Here is a 21,580-nt window from a genome sequence, read left to right as displayed (position 1 = left end):
CAATGACACGCCCTGCTCTGATCGGTGACATCGGTGGCACCAACGCCCGTCTGGCGCTGGTGCTACCGGGCACCACCGATCCGTACTCCATTCTGACTCTGCCTTGCGCTGATTATCCCGGTGTTGTCGAGGCGGTACAGGACTATCTCGAACGCGTTGGTGCCACCGGTGACCAGGCGCCGCGCGAGGCCTGTCTGGCTTTCGCCTGCCCAGTGCATGATGAACGGGTAACGATGACCAACAATCACTGGGACTTCACCAAGTCCGAAGTGAAGGATGCGCTCGGTCTTGAGCTGTTCAAGGTCATCAACGACTTCATGGGTCAGGCGCTGGGTGTCCCGCATGTGCCGGACACTGATCTGGTGACCATCCACCAGGGCGCAATTGTCGACCATGCCACCCGCCTGGTCATCGGCCCCGGCACCGGGCTTGGTATGGCCGGAGTCTTTCCAGCTCGACGCGCGTGGATTCCACTACCCAACGAAGGCGGCCACGCCAGCTTCGCACCGACCGATGACCGTGAGCTGGAAATCTATCAGCATTTCCACCGCCGCTATGGTCGCGTCAGTGTTGAGCGTGTGCTGTGTGGCCAGGGGTTACTGGACCTCTACCGGATCCTTGCCGAGATAGAGGGGCTACCGAGCACTGCGACAAGTCCGGCAGAGGTTACCCGAGCGGCCAATGCTGGTGACCCTCTCGGGCGTGATACCATCCTGCGCTTTCTCAAGATTCTCGGCGATACGGCAGGTGATGCCGCGCTGACCATCGGCGCCAGAGGTGGTGTCTATCTGTGTGGCGGCATCGTGCCACGCTTGATCGACTGGCTTCCCCACAGCGGCTTCCTCAATGCCTTCTGTGCCAAAGGGCGCATGCGCCCGTACAATGAAGCCATCTCTGTGCACGTGGTCAAGGCGCCCTGGACAGGGCTGCTGGGCGCCGCCGAGGCACTCCACAACGAGGAGGTCGAATGATTCCCGCATCACTCAAGGCGCTGATTGACGCCACCGAAGGACAGCGCATCGTCAGCTGGGCCGGACGTGAAATCTGGGTCGCCAATGAAATCTGGGGGCAGTTGGCGATCTCATTGCAGGGCGCTCAGGTGCTTCATTATCTTCCCGCGCCCGAAGACGCGCGAGCCACAGGCGAACCGGCGACCATCAACAGTGGTGTTGATGATCCACTGGTCGCGGGTGGTTGGCTATGGGTTACGCCCACGCCGCAGGAGGCTCCAGGTGCGATTCGTGGCGGTATCCCACTGTGCTGGCCCTGGTTTGCCAGTGAGAACACTGCCGATGAGTCTCCTGACCGCTCAGGCCCGATGCATGGACCGGCGCGCAAGGCCAACTGGCAGTTGGATGCCGTCGATGAGCATGAAGAAGGTATTGAGGTTCACCTGTCGTTGCCCGAGCGGCTGCACAGTCAACTGCATCCGCGCGCGGTGGTCCAGGCCAATGCGCAGCGCCTGCATGTCGAGCTGATCACCGAGCATGTCGGAGATACGCCAATCAAGATGACCGCAGCCCTGCATAGCTATCTGGCGGTGGATGATGTCTTCGCCTGTCGCGTAGAAGGTCTCATCGGCGCTCGTTATCTCGACAAACTCAAGGACTTTGCCGAAAGCGAACAGCAAGGCGAACTTGGTGTGCGCTCCGGCGTCGATCGCATCTATCACAGCAACGCAGAGGTCACTCTCGACGATGGCCAGCGCCGCATGCGTGTCGCCCGCCAGAACAGTGACTCGGTGGTGGTATGGAATCCCGGTGACAATGTGCACCCGGATACTCCGCCTCTTACCGCCAGGCGCTTTCTGTGCATCGAGTCCGCCAACACCCGTCTCGATCCAGTGTGGATGGTGCCTGGCGCCCAGCATATGCTCGGCACCACCCTGTCGCTGACCAACGACTGATGATTCGCCACGCCTTCCACTCACCACAAGCGGGAGGCGCGCAGGCTAGACAACAGGAGATCCCGCATGACCCCAGTCATAGCCTTCGGCGAAGCCCTCGTCGATATGCTTTCCAGTCGCCTCGGCGATGATCGTCAGCAGGGGCCGGAGACATTCACCCCCTATGCCGGTGGAGCTCCGGCCAATGTCGCAGTGGCCTGCGCTCGCCTCGGACTCCCCAGCAGCTTTCTCGGCATGCTCGGCGCCGACTATTTCGGCGATTTTCTTGAACAGGAGCTCAGGCACCATGGTGTCGATGTCAGTGGCGTAGTGCGTACGCAATTGGCACGCACCTGTGTGGCCTTTGTCTCCCGAGACAGCAGTGGCGAACGCACCTTCGACTTCTATCGCCCCCCCGCCGCCGACCTGCTCTACCGAACCGAACATCTGCCCGCTGGCGTCTTCGCCAATCCGGCCATCATTCACCTATGCAGTAATAGTCTGACAGATCCTGATATCGCTCAGACAACGCTGGCCATTACCGAGATGGCGCATCGCTCTGGCAGCCTGGTCAGTGTCGATGCCAATCTGCGCCACAACCTCTGGCCGGACCATCACGTCGATATTTCGCTGGTTACCCGACTGATCGACCAGGCCGCATTGGTCAAGGTTTCCAGCGAAGAACTCGATCATCTACGCGCCGAACATCCCCGCGAGGACTGGATCGCCCAGCGCCTGGCGGCAGGAGTGCGGCTCATCGTGGTGACGGATGGCCCCGGTTCGGTAGAGGCCTACACCGCCCACGGAATGACATCCATGACACCTCCCGCAGTGAAGGCAGTCGACACAACGGCTGGTGGCGATGCCTTTATCGGCGGCCTGCTCGCAGCTCTCGCCGAGCACGACTGGCAGGCGGATGGTTGGCAATACGACACCGACTTCCTCGACCGAGCCCTTGGCCTGGCTTGCCGCTGCGGTGCCCATGCGGTGACGCGTCCCGGTGCCTATATCGCCCTGCCAAAGCCTGAGGATGTGGGGTTGTAAGAGGGAAGAGGGAAGAGGGAAGAGGGAAGAGGAAAGCGGTAAGCGGTAAGCGGTAAGCGGTAAGCGGTAAGCGGTAAGCGGTAAGCGGTAAGCGGTAAGCGAGTCTCGAACGGCGAACCGCTGACTATCCAGGGCCGCCTGGCTCGCCTCTGTGGGGCTACTTACAGCTTAGCGCTTACAGCTCGAATTCGAGTTCGAGCTACAACTGATGCTCGCTGCCATCACGCAGGCGTCGAATATTCAGCGCGTGGCGGATCAGCACCAGGATGGCAAAGGCCACCACGACCCAGACGAAATCCGGCGCCAGCCATAGACTGATCAGCGGTGCCAAACAGGCGCTGGTCAAGGAGGCAACTGCTGCAGTATGAACCCGCCATGCCAGCAGCACCCAGATCAACGCACAGATCAAGGCAACTCCCGGCGTCAGCAACAACATGATGCCAAACGCACTGGCCACCGCCTTGCCACCGCGCAGGTGATACCACAACGGATAACAGTGGCCCAACAGTACCCCTAGACCTACGACTCCCAGTCCCCAGGGAGCCAGCTCCAACGCCATTCCCATCAGCAACACCGGCCAGCCCTTGGCCATATCGATCAGCAATGTTGCCAACGCAAGGCGCTTGCCATGCAGGCGCAGCACGTTGGAAAACCCCGGATTGCTGGACCCGGTCAGGCGCGGGTCAGGCAACCGAGCAAGACGGCAGACAGTGATCGCTCCCAGCCAGGTGCCACTCAGGTATCCGAGCACTGCCAGCGCCAGGATGATACTCCAGTCTTGCCCCACAGCCGCTCCTCGCATGACTCAGGGGGAACACCGTCCGGGAATCACCACCGACGCCCCACTGCTCGTCGGCACACCAGAAGGCCGTTTGTAGCTCTACCTCTCAGGGAGGCAGGTAGTGTGCTTGTTCGTCTGGAACGAACATAGCCAACTCTCCGCTCGCTATCCTATTCTGCGCCAGACGCTTTCACCAGAACAGCCATTCCATGCGGCACTTCCTTGCACCATGGCGAACGCGGAATTCGTCCTGTCGCCAGACCAGAGGCTCAAGTACAATCAGCGACCTCGAGAACCCCAATGGCTATAGTTCTATGGACCAGGTACTTATCGAAGCGCTCGAAGTAGACACCGTGATCGGCGTCTACGACTGGGAGCGCACCATCACTCAACGGTTGTCACTGGACCTGTGCCTGGCCACCGACATCCGTGCAGCAGCCGAGCGGGATGACCTTTCGCTGACTCTGGACTATGACGCCATCAGCCAGCGCATCGGTCGTTTCGCCAGCGAACATGACTTCGCGCTGGTCGAGACCTTCGCTGAGCGCCTGACCGCCATGCTGAGAGACGAGTTTGCCATTGCCTGGCTTCGCCTCACAATCCGCAAGCCCGGCGCCGTTCCCAATGCAAGAGCAGTGGGCGTCATGATCGAACGTGGCGTCCGACCGGAGACCGCCTGATGGCACTGGTAACACTGAGCCTGGGCAGTAACATCGAGCGCGGCCAACACATCCGCGCCTGTCTGGATGCTCTCGCCGATAGCTTCGGTGAGCTGGCTATCTCGCGGGTGTTCGAAAGCCGTCCGGTGGGATTCGAGGACGGCCGTAACTTCTACAATCTGGTGGTCGCCTTCGACAGTGATTGCTCTGTGGCGGAACTGCAGGCCTGGTGCAAGGACATCGAGCGACGCCATGGACGCCTCAAGGACAGCCCCAAGTTCAGTCCTCGCACACTGGATATCGACATCCTTACGGTCAATCAGTTGTGTGGCGAGCATGGTGGTGTACTGTTGCCCCGTGGAGAAATCCTCCACCACGCCTTTGTCCTCTGGCCCTTGTCCGAACTGCTGCCTGACATTCGCCACCCCATTGATGGCCGCCGCTATGACGAACTGTGGGCAGCTTTCGATGATCACGATCAGGCGTTATGGCCCATTGAATTCCATTGGCAAGGCCATCTACTTCCCCTACAGGGTACGCCGCCTCAAGCCTGAAATCACAGCGCCTCAAGCCTGAATCGCCACACTGATCGCCTGTAAACGCCTACGCGCCAACTCCTCTCCGAGTTCCGCGCCCTTGAAGCCCTCAGCCACCAGGTCACGAGGCGCCACCTTCAGTGCAGCCTGCCACCCTGCCGCCAGGCGGTCCGCCAGCGATGGTTCAGAGAGTCTCACCAGCGCCAGCAACGGCGCCACTCGTTCGCCGCGCCGCCAGGCATCGATGGCGTTCAACCAGCGCATTACCTCCACTTCACCGACAACGCTTTCCGCAACCAGATGGCGAGTGCAAGCTACCTGCTCAGCCAGCTCACACCACGCACGCGGCAGCTTGAGACGTTTGCTCAGTTGCTCACGGGCCTCCCTGTCCAGCACCTCAACCAACCGCGCCCAACGCCAGCGTGCCTGCTCCTCTCCGACATCGGGGAGCACAGACATGCATGCCAGACCCTCCTCGAGCAACGGGACCAGTTCCGGCATCAGTTCATTTAATGCCCGGCACTGGGCCAGCTCATGGAAGAACGCAGCGGGATGCGGTTCGCCAAGCGCCTTTTCGGCTTCCGTCCAGACTCGCTCGGCCACCAGGTGAGCCACTTCGCCGCTGGAAACCAGTTGCGCCATCAGTTCACGGGTGTCCGCCGCTACACGAAAGCCCAGCCCACTATAACGGGCCACAAAGCGCGCGGTACGCAGGACTCTCAACGGGTCTTCGATAAAGGCGGGACTGACATGGCGCAGCAGGCGAGCTTCGAGATCGGCCAATCCATCGAACGGATCAATCAGGCGGCCATCAGCCGAACGAGCCATAGCGTTGATCGTCAGGTCGCGGCGGGCCAGATCTTCCTCGAGCGTCACTTCCGGGCTGGCATGCACGATAAAGCCGGTATAACCATGCCCGGATTTTCGTTCGGTACGCGCCAGAGCATACTCCTCCTGGCTCTGTGGATGCAGGAACACAGGGAAGTCACGCCCTACCGGACGAAATCCCCGACGCTGCATGTCCTGCGGTGTCGCGCCGACGACCACCCAGTCGGTATCCTTGACCGGCCAGCCCAGCAGCTCATCACGAACCGCACCGCCAACGCGATATACCTCGAGCCCATCACAGGGATCACGCATGGTCATGCATCAGCTCTGGGTCGCTACACGCGACGGCAATTGATGTTGCCATTCGGTGAATCCGCCATCCAGGCTGTAGACGTCGCTATAGCCCTGAGCCGACAACCAGGTGGCCGCCTGCTGGCTGGAGTGGCCATGGTAGCAGACCACGACCATGGTGGATTCGCGCGGAGTTTCCTCGAGCAGAGCACCAACACCGTCATTGTCGAGATGTCGACTGCCGGGAATATGTCCTTGAGCAAAACTCATTGGGTCGCGAATATCTACGAGTGTCAGCACCCGTTCACCATCCAGCCAGGTGGCCAGGGTGGCAATATCAAGGTGCGAGAAAGAGCTGTCAGTTGTCATTGAGCTTCTCGTTGGTCATCGCTTGAAAGGTCCCCATCAGTCCGGTCAATCCGCCTCTCAGGACACGGTCTGGTGACTCGGGACGCTGATCCGTTGTCCGGTATCCAGATTCAGCGCTGTCAGGCTATCACCCCAGACGCAGCCCGTATCCAGGGCTTCGGCACGCACACGGCTGCCGGGCGTGGTCCCTGCCAGGGCCGCCCAATGTCCAAACAGCAGTAGTGGGTTATCATCACGCGGATACTGGAACCAGGCGGCATAGCCCGCTGGAGCGCAGTCCAGCCCCTCCTTGGCATCAAAATCGAGGCGCCCTTCGGCGTCGATGAAACGCATTCGCGTCAAAGTGTTGACGATAGCCCGCAGGCGGTCGACACCTTCCAGCTTCGGCTTGAAGCGGCGTGGTCGATTTCCATACATCTGCTCAAGAAAACTACCGGAAAACTCGCTGCACAGAGCGGCCTCGACCTCACCCGCACGCTGCTCAGCCTGCTCAATCGACCACTGTGGAGGGATGCCGGCATGACTCATCAGCCACTCTCCCTGACGAACCAGCAAGCTGCGCGACTGCAACCAGTCCAGCAGCGCATTAGTGTCTGCCGCCTGCAGAATATCCTCAAGGGTATCGCGGCGCTTGAGCCTGGCACCACCACGCGCCACGGCCAGCAGATGAAGGTCGTGATTGCCGAGCACTACCTCGGCGGCGTTACCCAGCGCCATGACCTCCCGCAGACAGGCCAACGACTCTGGACCGCGGTTGACCAGATCGCCCGCCAACCAGAGTTGGTCGCGGCGCGGATCGAAGCTCAGCCGATCAAGCAGTTCGACAAACTCGGCATGACATCCCTGCAGATCACCAATTGCATAGGTCGCCATATCTACTCCACATCTTGAATCAAGGACGTACGGGAAGTTCAGTGAATCTGGTTGGGTGTGGCCAGCCGAAACATCTTGATATCGACCTCAAAAGGGCGCTGGCTAGCAGTATCAACACAGGTATAGCCACCCTCCATGAATCCCACAGGTCCATCAATGATAGCGCGACTGGTGTAACGAAAGGTCTGGCCGGGCCCGATCATCGGCTGCTTGCCTACAACCCCTTTGCCACGCACTTCCTGAACCTGACCGCTGGACTGGGTAATCTTCCAGTGGCGCGCCATCAGCTGCACGTTACGTGCAGAGTGGTTGTGGACCGTTACCGTGTAGCTGAATACATAACGGTTCTCAAGCGGCGAGGATTCCTCCTCGCGATAGCTGGGCTCCACATCAACGCGCACATCCGGTTCCGGAGAATGTTCGCTCATGCCTTGCCCTCCCCACCCACGACAATGGCATTGGCAATGATCACGAATTCATCGACTGTCAGCGTTTGAGGACGGCGGCCGGGATCGATGCCCAATGCCTCCAGCGCCTCACCGCTAATACGCCCCTTGAGATTGTTGCGTAGCGTCTTGCGGCGCTGACCAAAGGCTTCACGCACCACATCAAACAACAGGGCTTCATCGCTGGCATCGAGACTCCGTGAGGCACGTGGTGTCATGCGCACAATGGCAGAGTCAACCTTCGGCTGGGGCACAAAAGCCTCTGGCGGCACCACAAACAGCGACTCCACATCACAGAAATACTGCGCCAGTACCGACAAGCGCCCACGATCACTACCACCCGGCGGTGCCGCAAGGCGGTCGACCACTTCCTTCTGCAACATGAAGTGCATGTCCTGAACTGCATCACCGGCGCGCAGTAAATGGGAAATCAACGGCGTGGAGATGTTGTAGGGCAAGTTACCGACAACGCGCAATGGCTGGCCTTCTCCGCGCAGTGCGAGGTAATCCATCTTCAGCGCATCGCCTTCATGGATCACGAAGTTCTCGTGACGAAAGAACTGCACGCGCAACCCGGGAATCAGATCACGATCCAGCTCGATGACCTCCAGACTACCCTCGGTGCTTGCAAGCAGCGGCTCCGTCAGCGCCCCCTGACCCGGTCCGATCTCTACAACTCTATCCCCGGGACGCGCTCCGATAGCTCTGACAATACGGGAAATGATACCTGGGTCACGCAGGAAGTTTTGACCGAAACGCTTGCGAGCCCGGTGCGCCGTAGGGCGGGATGCCATACCAATATCCTTTAAAGATGAAAGCTGGAGAACACTACAATCAGGCGGTGTGATGCTAGCCCATCACAAAGCTGTCTCAGCGGCTACCAACCATGTCGGCGGCCAGTGCAATGGCCACGCCAAGGCTACTCGGGTCCGCCTGTCCGGAACCCGCTAGATCCAGCGCTGTACCGTGATCCACTGAGGTTCGAATCAAGGGGAGTCCCAGGGTGATGTTGGCCGCACGACCAAAACCGGCGTACTTGAGCACCGGCAAACCCTGATCATGATACATGGCCAATACCGCATCCACTCCCTCCAGATGTCGTGGTGTGAATAGAGTATCGGCGGGCAATGGGCCTTCGAGCTCCATCCCCTCACTACGCAGACGCTCAAGCACGGGAGTGATGATCTCGATTTCTTCGCGCCCGAGGTGCCCATCCTCTCCAGCATGCGGATTGAGTCCACACACAGCAATACGCGGAGCAGTGACAGCGAACCAACGCTGGAGGTCCGCGGCGAGAATTCGCAGCACGCGCTCAAGAGAGCAAGCTTCAATGGCAGCAGCCACATCCTTGAGTGGAAGATGCGTGGTAGCCAACGCGACACGAAGTGCCTGCCGTTGATTTTCGACTTGCCCATGCAATGCACTGTCGGTGGCCAGCATCATGACCACCTCATCGACACCGCACGCATCACGAAGATATTCGGTATGCCCGATGAAGTGGTCGTTGCCGGCCTCACGAATGACGCCTTTATGTAATGGTGCAGTGACCATGGCACTGGCATGCCCATCGAGACAGGCGGCCACGGCCAGATCCAGAAGTTCAAGTACATAGGCGCCATTGGCGGCGTTGACCCGGCCGGGCCAACACTCTGCATGCAGCGCAACAGGCCATACTGGCAGCCGCCCCGAGCATGGTTCAGGCAAGGGATCGCCAGGAGAGAGTTCCAACAGTTCGACAGCGAGTCCAATCTGCCGTGCTCGATCACGCAGCATTTGCGGGTCACCAATGGCAACCCAATCCACTGCCTGCCGCGCGGCGAGCATCAGTACCAACTCCGGCCCGATGCCAGCAGGCTCACCGGTGGTGATAACCAGAGGAGCTTGCATTACCCCTCGTTCAGACGATTATCAACAAAGGCCTCACCGCGGATTTCCTGCATCCACTTCTCCAACTCATCACCCGCCTTCTGTTGAAAAATGGCCTGACGTGCCTGATCGCGCGTAGCACCTGCGCCTTGCTGCTGCAGGAAACGGTTGACTTCGGCCTCGGAAATATTGATGCGGCTGGATACCTCGGCCTGCTGCACCTTGAGGATCAGTATTTCGTGGCGGATCTGCTCACGCACAGAGTTCAGACTCAAGCCCTGACTTTCCAACATGTCGGCAAATTGCTCTACCGTCATATTGTTCTGGTCAGCCACCGCACGTACCTGTTGATTGAGTTCGGTATCATCGACACTCAGATTCAGGCGCTCCGCTCGCTGGAGTTCGATCTGTTCGACAATCATGCGCTCGAGAATCTGCTCGCGCAGTTGCTCCTGTGGCGGTAGGTCGACACTCTGAGACTGCAGACGAGATTGTGCCTGTGTCACGCGCTCATCCAACTGGGACTGCATGATCGCATCGTCATTGACCACGGCAACGATTCGATCCAATGACTGGCGATAGCCGTCCTGAGCCGCGGCCGTCAGAGAAGTGAGGCCCATGCAGACAGCCAGCACCAGAGTAGCAATGTATCGGCTACGCATCTTGAAACATCCTCTATACAGAATTACTCGAGTCGGGCTGAACGATAGCCCGGAATCGCAGATTCGAAGTAACTATCGGCTTCGCCACCAACGCCGCCCAATCCCTTCAGCACGAAGCGCAGGAAGAAGCCACGATCAGTGGTGTCATCCTCGATATTGTTGGCGGTGTCCTCATCATCAATCCACTCCCGCCAGACCAGCTGCACACCATAACAGCAGTCGTTCCACTGCACACCTGCCATCTGATCCAGAGCGCGATCGTTGGTGTGGTCGTACAACAGGCGACCGATGACATCGAAGTTGTCCGTCGCTTTCAGGGCAAACGACAGATCATACTCCTCGCGGTTGTAGTTGAGCCTATCCTCCGCGTCTTCCACAGCATCGAAGCCTTCGATCCGCCAACGATAGCCGAGGTTCACTACATGCCCTGCATCGCCACGCCACTGCAGGCCGACCGAAGTGCTTTCGGTACGGTCGAGGTAATCGTCGTACAGCCACTGCCAGCGGGTCTTCCAGTTATCGGTAACTTGCCAGTTGATCCGCGTCACCCACGGAGAGCGATCACGGGTGGCTTCGTAATAATCGAAGGAGTCCTCATCACTCGGCAGAGTATCCGGATCGCCTTGCATATCGATATTACGGTCTTCGAAATAGGCGGACTGGCCAATACCGACGGAGAAGCGCTCGCGTCCTGACTCGTCCTCGAGGAAGCGGCTCTCGACACCATAAGAGAAACGATTGAGATCGCCAATGCGATCACCACCACTGAAGCGATAAGGCGACCACAACTGATTCCAGGAAAATGACTGCTCGGCGGTATCGAAATCCGGGAACTCCGACTGGTCCTCGGCCGGCACGTAGGCATAGTTGAGCCGCGGTTCAAGCGTCTGCATGAAGGCACTGCCACCAAGATCCACATCGCGCTCGAACACCAGCCCAGTATCGATGCTACTCACCGGTACGGTGATACTGGGTGTATCGCTGCGATCCGTAATCCGGTCCTGGTAGTCAAGGTCATACTGGGTGTGGTGCAGAGCGACACGGGGCTTGAAGAAACCCCAACCTGGATCGTAGCGATAACCGAACGCCGGCGACAGGCTCAAGCGCATTCCGTTGGCCGCTTCGGTGATCGGAATCCGCCGCGTAGTGCCATTGAAGTTATAGCGACCATTCTCGTCGCCTTCGATATCCCGCCAGAAGTAGGTCAGATTGGAATTCCACTCCTGATACAGCCCGGTGTCCTGGGACCAACGCGCCCTGGCATCGAGGCTCGGCAAACGATAGAACGGCTTGTCCTTCTCGTTGAGTGGGTCATCCATCACCTGGTAACCCTGAGCCCTGGCCTGTAACTTCCAGACATCACCGCGGTAGTCGATCCGCGCCAGGCGCGGCATGTTATCTGTACTCGACTCGCCGAACGTGCGCCCGAAATCATCGAAGTAGGCACCATCGCTGGCAGCACCGTAGCGCAACCGATAAGGCACGCGCTTGCTCAACCGGCCTTGATGGCTGTAATCGAAGTACCAGCGATCATCGCCCTCCTCCAACTCGGTGTTGCCATCATCCTCACCAGCACTCTGGTCATCTGCCAGGTAAGCGCCCGCCACCGTGCCCCGGGCGTTGGGAGTCAGGTAACGAAACTCAGCACCGAACAACACGCCACTGTCGCCGACCCAACGCGGCGAAATCGTAGCGTCATAGTTGGGCGCGAGATTCAGGTAATAGGGTTGCTCGAAGTCCAGGGCACCGTCGGAGCCACTCAATGCTGGCCACAGGAAGCCACTCTGGCGTCGATCATCAATGGGAAAACGGACCCATGGCCAGTAGAATACCGGCACATCGGCGATCTCGAGACGTGCATGGCGTGCAGTCCCATAACCCGCGGCACGGTTGATATCGACTTGATTGCCGATCAGCCGCCAGGTGCTGTCTCCCGGCGCACAAGTGGTGAAGCTCGCCTCATGCAGACGAAACTCATCAGCGGTGATTCGCTCGAGCTGCACGGCATCACCACGAATTCGGCTTTCATGAGCCACATAGTGGGCACTGTTGATGCTGGCTTCATCGTTCTTCAGCGAGACCTGAGCATCATCACCACGCACCAGTAGGCCCTGGTCACGCAGCGTAACCGGCCCATTGATATTCGCTACGTCACGTTCCGGAGGGACTTGCACGCGAGGCGCTTCAAGCTGAGTATCGCCCTTGCGCAGCAGCACCTCCCCCTGGAGGATGGTATCGCCTTCCGCGCCATAGTTGGCGGTATCGGACTCACTACTGACATTACCTTCCACCGGTCGTGCCAGACGATACTCAGGCTGTAGATAGTAACCACCACAGACTTCGCCTGCGGGTCGATCAGTTCCCCAGGGCACCCAGTCAAGCTGGCTCGCAGGGAGAGGCTGCGGAGGCTCTGCCCACACGGGAACACTGATCATGCTGGTGGTGGCAAGGCCTGCCAGGGCCATCCATGCTTCGCGCTTGGCCATGTTTCACGCTGTCCTCGGCGGGGTGAATCGGTATTATACAGGCCGCAGCCTTGCTGTAACGCGAGTCGCTACAACTGCACATCATTTTACTGCTGCAGACAATCAACCAACAGCATGCGGTCAGGGCGTGAGAGCGTCAACTGCACACCGCTCAAAACCGTATTCAGGAGAAGTTTTCCGCCATGCCTCAGGCCGATACGCTCACTCGACTCGAACGCCTGCAGCAATGGGCCTCCGCTCGTCATGATCACAGCGGCCAACGCAGCTCCCTGAGCCTGGCTGCGGGGGACGCCAGCTTTCGCCGTTACTACCGTCTATACCTTGAGGGTAATACACGGATGTTGATGGATGCGCCTCCCCCTCAGGAAGACATTCGTCCCTTCGTGACCATCGCCCACGCCTGGCGCCAGGTGGGGCTGCCGGTGCCCGAGGTATATGCCAGTGATGCCGAAGCCGGGTTTGTCGAGCTCGAGGACCTCGGCGATGCCCCCCTGCACCTCGCGCTGGACAACGCCGATGACCGTACAACCAACGCCCATTTCGAGCGCGCCCTGGCATTGATCGACACGCTTCAGAATCGTGCAGATCCGAGCATATTGCCCCCCTACGACCGTAATGCTCTGGCTCGTGAGCTGGACCTGTTCCCCGAGTGGTGTCTCGGCCAATGGCTGAACATGGCACCACCACCCGGCTGGGACGAGCTACGCCTGGCATTGATGGATACCGCATTGACCCAGCCGGTGGTTGCCGTGCACCGCGACTACGACGCCATGAACCTGATGGAGCACGCTGGCGAATTGTATTTGATCGACTTTCAGGATGCCCTGGCGGGCCCGATCAGCTATGACCTCATTTCGTTACTGCACGGCCGGTATCGTCGCTTCTCGACCACCAGACGCGCACACTGGATCGAGGCTTTCCGTCAGCGCGCCATTGACGATCGGCGCCTGGATGCTGCCTGTGACGACGCCACTTTTCTTGCCCAGGTCAATGCCATGGCGGCTCAGCGCTCACTCAAGGTGTTGGGCATATTCTGCCGACTAACCCTGCGCGACACCCGAGAAGGATACCTGGCGCGCCTACCGCACTTCCTTGACCATCTCGAGGACAGTCTGGCAGGGCTGAATGGCCATAACCCGTTCCGCCACTGGGTCTCCCGTCAACTGCGCCCGGCCTTGATGCAGAAGCTCACCGCGGCAGGAGTCTCGATGTGAAAGCGATGATTCTTGCCGCCGGATTCGGCACCCGTATGCGCCCACTGACGGATAGCTGCCCCAAGCCGTTGCTACCCGTTGCCGGTAAACCGCTGATCGTGCATCACCTGGAGCGTATCGCTGCCAGTGGTATCCGCGAGGTTGTCATCAATGTCAGCTACCGTGCCGATCAGATCATTGCAGCGCTGGGAAGTGGCCAACAGTGGGGGCTGGATATCGCCTTCAGTCGAGAAGGCGAGCCTCTGGAAACTGCCGGCGGCATCGCTCACGCTCGCTCGTTGCTTGGAGACGCCCCCTTTATTCTGATCAATGGCGATACATGGAGTGATATTGCGCTGGAAGCGCTTCCAGCATTAGGCAATGATCTCGCTCACCTGGTATTGGTGGACAACCCGCCGCAGCACATCACGGGGGACTTCCGGCTCGATAATGCAGGTCGCGTCCATGACGATGGCGAGCCACGCCTGACCTACGCGGGCATGGCAGTACTCAACCCACAACTGGTCGACGACCTTCCCACCCACTGCTATCCATTGGCGCCGTTGCTGCGTCAGGCAATGGCAGCGCAAAGGGTTTCAGGGCAGCACCATCGCGGACAGTGGGTCGATGTCGGCACCCCCGAGCGGCTGCATGAGCTTGACCAGCAGTTGCGCCACGGCTGAGCAGGAATGACGTAACTGATATGCTGCATCACCACAGGCCGACAACAGGCCGATTTCGAGCCGGGCGATAACGTCTGCCCTCTCCTGAAAGCAATAAGGAAACGACTCTCATGAAAGCCAGTGTCAAATGGACCGACGGTCGCCAGTTCGTCGCTGAAACCGGTAGCGGGCACAGTGTGGTGATTGATGGACCGCCGGATCACGGTGGCCGTAACACCGGTCCGCGCCCGATGGAGATGCTGCTGATGGGATTGGGTGCCTGCACGTCCTTCGATGTGCTGGATATTCTCGAGAAATCCCGCGCCCCGGTGGAAGACTGCGTGGCCAGTATAGAAGCCGAACGTGCCGACGCCGTGCCAAGCGTATTCACGAAGATTCACGTGCATTTCACGGTGACCGGCAAGGGCCTCAAGGAAAAGCAGGTACAGCGCGCCGTTGAGCTATCCGCCGACAAATACTGCAGCGCCTCGATCATGCTGGCCAAGGGCGGTGTCGACGTGACCCACTCCTTCACCATCGTCGAAAGCTGACACGAGATCAGCCACGGGCAGCTCACCGCCCGTGGCCAATACCTGGTTCTGTTCGAAAAATCGGCGAGCGATGATCAGGCAAGGCGGAATCGGTCGAAAAAGCGGAGTTTACAGGGTGTAAATGAGCATTTTGAGATTGATTCCAACACAGCATGAACAAGCGCAGGCACTTTTCGTACAGGACCTAGATACGATAGACGCTGCTGGTCATTACCTTCGACATCAGCGTCATGCCCGCCTTGACCGGTCCCGGGAAGCGGGCACCGCCGGCCTCCAGTGCCTGTTGAGCATGATGGGCTTCATCGATGGCCATCTGCCGCAATACCGCGCGTGAGCGCTGGTCACCCGCTGGCAGAGTCTCGAGATGCTCGTCCAGATGTCTGCCGACCTGCTCTTCAGTGGCCGCCACAAAACCCAGACTGATACGATCTCCTATTGCCCCAGCCAGCGCCCCCATGCCAAAGGAGGCCGTATAGAAGAGTGGATTGAGCAGACTGGTGCGTGCATCGAGCTCGGTGAGACGTGCATCACACCAGGCCAGGTGGTCTATCTCTTCCTGGGCAGCTTCTTCCATCTGCTCCCGCACATCCGGCAACCTGGCGGTCAGGCCCTGGCCCTGATAGAGCGCCTGGGCACAGACTTCCCCGGTATGATTGATGCGCATCAATCCCGCCGCATACTCACGCTCTTCCACACTCATCTCGGCATCCACGATATCCGAACTGGCCGGAGATGGCCGTGACGCGGTGGCCGCGCCTGGTACAAGCGTACGCAGAACATTATCAAACTGGTGGATCAGTTGATCGGCTCGGCTGAGGGTGCGAGACATGGTGCGCTCCTTTTCGATGACCACACCATTCTAGCCCGAGAGGACACCGCCAGGAAACGTCCGACGTGTGCTCGCGAAAGCGCCGCCTGAGGGCTACAGGCGGCGCCGGAATGCATGGATGCGTCGAACGCTTGAAGGGCTCGGACCGAGGTCCGCTGAGCGCCGACTAGCCAGCCGGCCAAGTGAAGCGACGACCGCCCATCACATGCATATGGATATGATAGACGGTCTGGCCACCATCTTCATTGCAATTCATCACCACTCGAAAGCCATCTTCGGCGAAGCCCTTGTCGCGAGCCAGATTGGCGGCAACATACGGCAGTCGACCGACCAATGCCAGGTCCTCCTCGGCAATGTCATTCAGTGTCGGGATATGCTTCTTCGGGATCACCAGCATATGCGTCGGCGCCTTCGGGTCGATATCATTGAAGGCCAGTACCTGCTCATCCTCGTAGACGATATCGGCAGGTATCTCGCGGTTGATGATCTTGCAGAACAGGCAATCCATGGCAGGCTCCATAGTCTAGTAACGCAATAGTCCAGTAACACAATAGTGACAGCGGCATTCGTCCAACAGCATGACACCCCACCGCCGAGCGAGAAGCAAGGTGTCTACTCAAACCGCTGCACGGCCGAGCAGGGTCGCAGCCCAAGCCTAACGGAATCTTCTCTGAGCCAGCAGATGCCTGACCAACGGCCCGAGGATCAACTCCATCGCCAATGACAGGCGAGCGCCGGGGACCACCAGAGTATGCGGCCGGCTCATGAAGGCATCATGGATCATCGACAACAGATAGGGGAAATCCACGGTCGCCGGATCACGGAAGCGAATCACCACAAAGGACTCGGCATCGGTCGGGATATCCTGAACTTCGAAAGGGTTCGAGGTATCGACGGTCGGAACACGCTGGAAGTTGATGTGGGTACGCGAGAACTGCGGCAGGATATAACGCACATAGTCGTCCATGCGCCCGAGGATGGTATCCAACACTGCTTCCTGCGTATAGCCACGTGCGTGCATATCGCGGTCGATCTTCTGGATCCACTCGAGGTTCATGGTCGGAGCCACCCCGACCAACAGGTCAACGTGCCGCGCGATATCCACATCGCTGGTCACCAACCCGCCATGCAAGCCTTCGTAGAACAACAGATCGGTCCCGGTGGGCAACGGCTGCCACTCAGTGAAAGTGCCGACCTGTTGGCCAGCCTCGATCATCTTCTTGTCTTCAGCATGGATATAGTGACGGAAGGTTCCGGTGCCACTTTCACCATACTCCTGAAACAGGTCACCGAGACGATCGAGCAGGTTGGCCTCAACAGCAAAGTGTGACAGCTCATCCTTGCGTTCGGGTTCTTCGTTGAAGATCCGCGCCAACTCCTGACGGGTATAGCGGTGAAAGGCATCACCGTCGACAAAAGCGGCATGAACATCCTCGCGCGCAAACATACGCTCGAAGGTCCGTTTGACCGTCGTGGTTCCCGCCCCGGAGGAGCCGGTTACCGAAATGATCGGATATTCGCGTGACATCAGCGCCTCCCCCGAAGTGCGGAAAAGACCGCCTCCGGCACCATCACTGGCCGACCAGCGGCAGGGTCCACCAACATCAGGTTGACTCGTGCCGTGGCGACAACACGGCTGTCGCGCTCACGGCGAATACGATGAAATACAGTGATAACCCTGCTTCCGGGCTCCGGAATCGCGGTATCTACCACAAGCGGGTCAGGCCAGTGCGCCTCCGCCTGGTACTGGACAGCAAGGTCGGCTGCGATACAAGGATAACCTCCCATGTCACCTTCACTCATGCCGCAGTGGGCCAGGGCGCAGGCACGCGCTTCATGCATCAATGAAATGACTGCATCGTGCCCCAGGTGGTGTCCATAGTTCATATCGGTGATGCGCACCGAAAGAGGGTGCTGATGCACAATGGCATCCTCGGGAAACTCGAGTCTCACGCGCTCCATGCTCGCTCCTTGATTCATTGTTGTCAGGCGACTCGTCCTGAGGTGCAGCGCAGGACAACCGCCAGTCAACCTGAATACCTTGCCTCTCAGGTTGATGTTATCTGGGTCAGGGGCGCCGGATAGGGAATGGTGGAGCGGAGCCCTGATGGGCCCCGCTACCGAAGCCGGACGTCAGGAGGATTCGCGCGCCATGGCTCGATGGGCAATATCATTGCGCCAATAGGCGCCAGCAAAGGTTACCGACTCCACGCCCTTGTAGGCTCTCTGGCGCGCCTGAGCCAGGTCGTCCCCCAGGGCTGTCACGCAAAGCACGCGTCCACCCGCAGTTACCAGCTCATCGCCCTGCTGCTGTGTACCCGCATGGAACACCTTGCACCCCAACGCATTGGCAGCCTCGATGCCCTGGATGGCATCGCCCTTCGGGTAGCTGCCGGGGTACCCCTGAGCGGCCATGACCACGCCAATCGCCGGCTTCGGGTTCCACTGGCAGTCGTGTCCCTCCAGGCAACCTTGCGCAGCAGCCAGACACAGCTCGGCGAGGTCACTTTCCAGGCGCATCATGATCGGCTGGGTTTCCGGATCACCAAAGCGGCAGTTGTATTCGATAACTCGCGGCCGACCGTCAGCTTCAATCATCAAGCCTGCATACAGGAAGCCGGTATAGGAATTGCCTTCCGCCGCCATGCCACGCACGGTGGGCATGATGACTTCATCCATGATGCGGCGATGAACATCATCGGTCACCACCGGTGCCGGCGAGTATGCTCCCATGCCTCCGGTGTTGGGGCCGGTATCTCCTTCACCAACACGCTTGTGGTCCTGACTGGTCGCCATCGGCAACACCGTCTCGCCATCGACCATCACGATAAAACTGGCTTCTTCACCTTCGAGGTATTCCTCGATCACCACTCGCGCGCCAGCGTCGCCAAAGGCATTGGCTTCCAGCATATCGCGAATTGCCGCCTCGGCCTCCGCCTCGGTCATGGCTACAATCACACCTTTCCCGGCGGCTAGACCATCGGCCTTTATTACTATCGGCGCGCCCTTTTCGGCCAACCAGGCCAGCGCCGGCTCAACCGCGGTAAAAGTACCGTACTCGGCGGTGGGGATGGCATGACGCGCCAGGAAATCCTTGGTGAAGGCCTTGGAGCCTTCCAGTTGAGCAGCCGCCTGACTGGGGCCAAAGATATTCAAGCCGGCTTCATTGAAGCGATCAACAACCCCTTCGACCAGCGGCGCCTCTGGCCCGACGATGGTCAGATCAATAGAATTGCTGCGCGCGAACTCGACCAGCGCATCCAGGTCAGACACCGCGATGTCGATGTTGGTCAAGGCAGGCTCGAGCGCCGTTCCAGCATTGCCGGGGGCAACGAATACCTCGTTGACACGAGTCGACTGGGCAACCTTCCAGGCCAGGGCGTGTTCGCGGCCTCCGCCGCCGATGATCAGGACCTTCATCCGCTCAACTACCTTTCGAGTGACAAATGAGGCGGCATTATGGCAGAAAAAGCCTCCCTACGCCGCAGCCTGGCCTCAGGATGACTTATCGTCGTCATCCTTGTTCTGCCCCGCATGCATGATGGTGTTCTGCCAGAAGCGCATATTCTCCTCCGCCAGTTCACGCATCAAGTCCATGGGCGAGTGGCGCATGGCCTGCTGCCACTGATCCTGCATCCGTTTCTGCTGCTCGAGCATCAGGCGTGTACCCTGTTCCAGATAGCGTGCGAGTGGCAGTGGCTGTGACATGGCATAGACACGGATCAGTTGCTCAAGCAGGTCATTGGAAAAGACCTCCGCCTCTCCGTCCGCCTGTTCCTGCTCGATGATGATCGACAACAGAATCGTGCGCGTCAGATCCTCTCCGCTCTTGGCATCCTCGACGCGAAAGGGCACTTCCTCGAGAATCAGGCTGCGCAGATCCTCGAGCGTCACATAACGGCTCTGTTCGGTATCATAGAGCCGACGGTTGGCATACTTGCGAATTACGCGCACAGTGCTGCTCCTTGAATTATGAGAGAAGCCAAAAGCTCCCGCTTGTATCCATTTTGCACCGCGACACGCCCCTTGCAAGACAATCCCGCATACGAGGACACATGAATCTGATAATGCTCGCCTCCGAAGACACCGCCGAAGCCGGCCTGGCAAGGGTTACAGACCCGCGTCGTCTGATACATCTGCGCCAGGTTCATCGCGCCAGGGTCGGAGACACCATGACCCTGGGCATCGAGAATGGCTGTCTGGGCAAAGGAAAACTGCTGTCGCTGAGCGAGCATGAAGCCTGCTTCGATATCTCGGCACTCGACCAACCACCTCCTGCACCGCTACCGGTCCACTTGATCCTCGCCCTGCCGCGTCCAAGGATGCTGGCCAGAAGCCTGGAGCATGCCACATCGCTGGGAGTCAAACGTCTAACACTGCTGCACAGCAAGCGCGTGGAGAAGAGCTACTGGCAATCACCTGAACTCGACCCAGCGAAGATCCATCAACACCTGGTTCTCGGTCTGGAGCAGGCGCGCGATACCGTAATGCCCATCGTCGACACCGCCCGAGGCTTTCGTCCTTTTGTCGAGGACCGTCTGCCGGAGTTACTGCAGCAACGCCGTGGTCTGTTGGCGCACCCTGGCATGCCGACCGAGTGTCCCCGCGGCATCAACAGCGATAGCGTGCTGCTGATCGGCCCGGAAGGTGGCTTCATCGACTGGGAAGTTGAACGCATGCTTGACGCCGGTTGCGAAGGGATACACCTGGGGCCGCGCATTCTGCGTGTGGAAACAGCCGTCACCGCCCTGCTGTCACGCCTGTTCTGACGCATCCGCGCTCAATCCACCCACAGCCAGGCGCAGCACAAACAACAAGGGCCTGACGACACTGCTATCGCCAGGCCCTGATGGAACCTTCATGGATACCTTCGTGGATGGCACCGCACTAGCCGTCAGTGTCGTCCTCGTCCTCGTCATCCTCACCATCGGAACGATTGGTGCCGTACTCACCTTCGCTCTCGTGCTCGATCACCGGAGAATCAGCGGTGCAGCTCGGTTGAGTGAGGAAGGTTCCATTGACATCCAATAGCCCCAGCTCACCGATGGTGCGTCGCCCAAGCAATAGCGGATAGATCATGTCTTCACGATTGCGCAGGCTGAATTGCTCCTCGTGAATGGTATCGCCTAGACAGACCTTGAGCAGAACCACCAATCGTTCGTCTCGGCCACCAGCGCCACGCACCGCCATATCACGGTATAGAGGCCGCTCCAGTTCCTTGCGGAAATCTTCCCCGGTCGCCTCATCTTTCAGTTCAAGAGCAAAGCGCACCCAGGGTTCGCCATCCTTTTCGAAACGCTCGATATCACGCGCATCAAGGGATGACGTCAGCGCCCCACTATCCAGCTTGGCCTTGATCTCGATATCCCAGGGCTCAAGCGTGGCCTTCTCAACCCAACCGAAGACCTCCGGATCACTCTGATCATCGGCGGCTACAGCCGGGACAACACCTGCAAGCGGCAAGAGCGCGAACGCCAATGGGGCCAACCTGAAGGCTCGGACAAGAGAGACTCTGCTCACGATCATCGGTGATCCTCATCGTCAATCGCCGCCTGTCACCAGCAGGCGGACGAGCTGCTGTCAGCTGTTGATAACCGCGGGCCAGAAGCCATCGCGGGA

The 21,580-nt window shown here is 59.3% G+C and carries 25 protein-coding genes; 9 read left to right on the top strand and 16 right to left on the bottom strand.

Annotation, left to right across the window (positions count from 1 at the left end; translation table 11 throughout):
* Nucleotides 1-2: 2 nt before the first annotated feature.
* The 3 genes from glk to AR456_RS04480 all read left to right on the top strand — a co-directional run bounded on the left by glk (nt 3) and on the right by AR456_RS04480 (nt 2,929).
* Nucleotides 3-971 (top strand): glucokinase, encoded by a 969-nt coding sequence (gene glk, locus AR456_RS04490; protein WP_021820158.1) that lies wholly within the window; start codon nt 3-5, stop codon nt 969-971.
* The gene (locus AR456_RS04485; RefSeq protein ID WP_021820157.1) at nt 968-1,906 is read left to right on the top strand and encodes a D-hexose-6-phosphate mutarotase; all 939 of its coding nucleotides are present in this window, start codon (nt 968-970) and stop codon (nt 1,904-1,906) included. The genes glk and AR456_RS04485 overlap by 4 nt, the downstream gene beginning before the upstream one ends.
* A 66-nt stretch (nt 1,907-1,972) precedes the next feature.
* Entirely contained in the window at nt 1,973-2,929 is a 957-nt protein-coding gene (locus AR456_RS04480; RefSeq protein ID WP_021820156.1) for a carbohydrate kinase family protein, read from the top strand.
* Between the two features lie 199 nt (nt 2,930-3,128).
* Here the strand turns inward: AR456_RS04480 and plsY are convergent, their stop codons facing one another.
* Nucleotides 3,129-3,692 carry a glycerol-3-phosphate 1-O-acyltransferase PlsY gene (gene plsY / locus AR456_RS04475; protein ID WP_031208486.1) on the bottom strand — a complete coding sequence of 188 codons (564 nt, stop codon included), beginning with the start codon at nt 3,690-3,692 and terminating at the stop codon, nt 3,129-3,131.
* A 332-nt stretch (nt 3,693-4,024) separates the two neighbouring features.
* Here plsY and folB point away from each other — a divergent pair, with 332 nt between their 5' ends.
* Both folB and folK read left to right on the top strand, forming a co-directional pair.
* Complete coding sequence (gene folB / locus AR456_RS04470; RefSeq protein ID WP_021820154.1) at nt 4,025-4,390, top strand: dihydroneopterin aldolase; 366 nt, start codon at nt 4,025-4,027, stop codon at nt 4,388-4,390.
* Complete coding sequence (gene folK, locus AR456_RS04465; protein ID WP_021820153.1) at nt 4,390-4,923, top strand: 2-amino-4-hydroxy-6-hydroxymethyldihydropteridine diphosphokinase; 534 nt, start codon at nt 4,390-4,392, stop codon at nt 4,921-4,923. Before folB ends, folK begins: the two co-directional genes overlap by 1 nt.
* Nucleotides 4,924-4,935: 12 nt before the next feature.
* On the opposite strand, the gene AR456_RS04460 is transcribed toward folK, so the two are convergent.
* From AR456_RS04460 to AR456_RS04425, 8 genes are all read right to left on the bottom strand, one after another.
* Complete coding sequence (locus tag AR456_RS04460) at nt 4,936-6,051, bottom strand: tRNA nucleotidyltransferase/poly(A) polymerase-related protein (RefSeq protein WP_021820152.1); 1,116 nt, start codon at nt 6,049-6,051, stop codon at nt 4,936-4,938.
* A 3-nt stretch (nt 6,052-6,054) separates the two neighbouring features.
* Nucleotides 6,055-6,393: a thiosulfate sulfurtransferase GlpE gene (gene glpE, locus AR456_RS04455; RefSeq protein ID WP_021820151.1), complete on the bottom strand. Its 339-nt coding sequence runs from the start codon at nt 6,391-6,393 to the stop codon at nt 6,055-6,057.
* 57 nt (nt 6,394-6,450) lie between these two features.
* Nucleotides 6,451-7,266, bottom strand: a complete 816-nt coding sequence (locus AR456_RS04450) for a symmetrical bis(5'-nucleosyl)-tetraphosphatase (protein WP_021820150.1) — start codon at nt 7,264-7,266, stop codon at nt 6,451-6,453.
* Between the two features lie 38 nt (nt 7,267-7,304).
* Nucleotides 7,305-7,694 carry a Co2+/Mg2+ efflux protein ApaG gene (apaG, locus tag AR456_RS04445; RefSeq protein WP_021820149.1) on the bottom strand — a complete coding sequence of 130 codons (390 nt, stop codon included), beginning with the start codon at nt 7,692-7,694 and terminating at the stop codon, nt 7,305-7,307.
* Entirely contained in the window at nt 7,691-8,506 is an 816-nt protein-coding gene (rsmA, locus tag AR456_RS04440) for a 16S rRNA (adenine(1518)-N(6)/adenine(1519)-N(6))-dimethyltransferase RsmA (RefSeq protein WP_021820148.1), read from the bottom strand. The genes apaG and rsmA overlap by 4 nt, the downstream gene beginning before the upstream one ends.
* A 76-nt stretch (nt 8,507-8,582) precedes the next feature.
* On the bottom strand, nt 8,583-9,599 hold the full coding sequence (pdxA, locus tag AR456_RS04435; RefSeq protein WP_021820147.1) for a 4-hydroxythreonine-4-phosphate dehydrogenase PdxA: 1,017 nt from the start codon (nt 9,597-9,599) through the stop codon (nt 8,583-8,585).
* Nucleotides 9,599-10,240 carry a SurA N-terminal domain-containing protein gene (locus AR456_RS04430; RefSeq protein ID WP_021820146.1) on the bottom strand — a complete coding sequence of 214 codons (642 nt, stop codon included), beginning with the start codon at nt 10,238-10,240 and terminating at the stop codon, nt 9,599-9,601. Before AR456_RS04430 ends, pdxA begins: the two co-directional genes overlap by 1 nt.
* A gap of 23 nt (nt 10,241-10,263) precedes the next feature.
* Nucleotides 10,264-12,726 (bottom strand): LPS-assembly protein LptD, encoded by a 2,463-nt coding sequence (locus AR456_RS04425; RefSeq protein ID WP_021820145.1) that lies wholly within the window; start codon nt 12,724-12,726, stop codon nt 10,264-10,266.
* A gap of 182 nt (nt 12,727-12,908) precedes the next feature.
* On the opposite strand from AR456_RS04425, the gene AR456_RS04420 reads away from it, so the two are divergent.
* The 3 genes from AR456_RS04420 (at nt 12,909) to AR456_RS04410 (ending at nt 15,132) form a co-directional block, all read left to right on the top strand.
* Nucleotides 12,909-13,940: an aminoglycoside phosphotransferase family protein gene (locus tag AR456_RS04420; protein WP_021820144.1), complete on the top strand. Its 1,032-nt coding sequence runs from the start codon at nt 12,909-12,911 to the stop codon at nt 13,938-13,940.
* Nucleotides 13,937-14,602 carry an N-acetylmuramate alpha-1-phosphate uridylyltransferase MurU gene (gene murU, locus AR456_RS04415; RefSeq protein ID WP_021820143.1) on the top strand — a complete coding sequence of 222 codons (666 nt, stop codon included), beginning with the start codon at nt 13,937-13,939 and terminating at the stop codon, nt 14,600-14,602. The genes AR456_RS04420 and murU overlap by 4 nt, the downstream gene beginning before the upstream one ends.
* Nucleotides 14,603-14,712: 110 nt before the next feature.
* Nucleotides 14,713-15,132: an OsmC family protein gene (locus tag AR456_RS04410; protein WP_021820142.1), complete on the top strand. Its 420-nt coding sequence runs from the start codon at nt 14,713-14,715 to the stop codon at nt 15,130-15,132.
* Between the two features lie 184 nt (nt 15,133-15,316).
* Here AR456_RS04410 and coq7 read toward each other — a convergent pair whose 3' ends face one another.
* The 6 genes from coq7 to phaR all read right to left on the bottom strand — a co-directional run bounded on the left by coq7 (nt 15,317) and on the right by phaR (nt 19,915).
* Entirely contained in the window at nt 15,317-15,961 is a 645-nt protein-coding gene (gene coq7 / locus AR456_RS04405) for a 2-polyprenyl-3-methyl-6-methoxy-1,4-benzoquinone monooxygenase (protein ID WP_021820141.1), read from the bottom strand.
* A 166-nt stretch (nt 15,962-16,127) separates the two neighbouring features.
* Complete coding sequence (locus tag AR456_RS04400) at nt 16,128-16,469, bottom strand: histidine triad nucleotide-binding protein (protein WP_021820140.1); 342 nt, start codon at nt 16,467-16,469, stop codon at nt 16,128-16,130.
* A 147-nt stretch (nt 16,470-16,616) separates the two neighbouring features.
* Nucleotides 16,617-17,489 carry a phosphoribulokinase gene (locus AR456_RS04395; protein WP_021820139.1) on the bottom strand — a complete coding sequence of 291 codons (873 nt, stop codon included), beginning with the start codon at nt 17,487-17,489 and terminating at the stop codon, nt 16,617-16,619.
* On the bottom strand, nt 17,489-17,923 hold the full coding sequence (locus tag AR456_RS04390; RefSeq protein WP_021820138.1) for an acyl-CoA thioesterase: 435 nt from the start codon (nt 17,921-17,923) through the stop codon (nt 17,489-17,491). The genes AR456_RS04395 and AR456_RS04390 overlap by 1 nt, the downstream gene beginning before the upstream one ends.
* A gap of 171 nt (nt 17,924-18,094) precedes the next feature.
* Entirely contained in the window at nt 18,095-19,381 is a 1,287-nt protein-coding gene (gene purD / locus AR456_RS04385; protein ID WP_021820137.1) for a phosphoribosylamine--glycine ligase, read from the bottom strand.
* A gap of 75 nt (nt 19,382-19,456) precedes the next feature.
* Nucleotides 19,457-19,915, bottom strand: coding sequence for a polyhydroxyalkanoate synthesis repressor PhaR (gene phaR, locus AR456_RS04380; RefSeq protein WP_021820136.1), 459 nt, complete (start codon nt 19,913-19,915; stop codon nt 19,457-19,459).
* Nucleotides 19,916-20,016: 101 nt separating this feature from the next.
* Between phaR and AR456_RS04375 the strand changes: the two genes are divergently transcribed.
* Nucleotides 20,017-20,730, top strand: coding sequence for a 16S rRNA (uracil(1498)-N(3))-methyltransferase (locus AR456_RS04375; RefSeq protein WP_031208484.1), 714 nt, complete (start codon nt 20,017-20,019; stop codon nt 20,728-20,730).
* Nucleotides 20,731-20,848: 118 nt separating this feature from the next.
* Here AR456_RS04375 and rloA3 read toward each other — a convergent pair whose 3' ends face one another.
* Complete coding sequence (rloA3, locus tag AR456_RS04370) at nt 20,849-21,487, bottom strand: retropepsin-like aspartic peptidase RloA3 (protein WP_021820134.1); 639 nt, start codon at nt 21,485-21,487, stop codon at nt 20,849-20,851.
* Nucleotides 21,488-21,580: the final 93 nt, after the last annotated feature.

The organism is Halomonas huangheensis, from assembly GCF_001431725.1.
GTDB classification, from domain to species: domain Bacteria; phylum Pseudomonadota; class Gammaproteobacteria; order Pseudomonadales; family Halomonadaceae; genus Halomonas; species Halomonas huangheensis.
The sequence above is the reverse complement of the archived record's forward strand: the minus strand, read 5'-3'. Positions and strand labels throughout refer to the sequence as shown.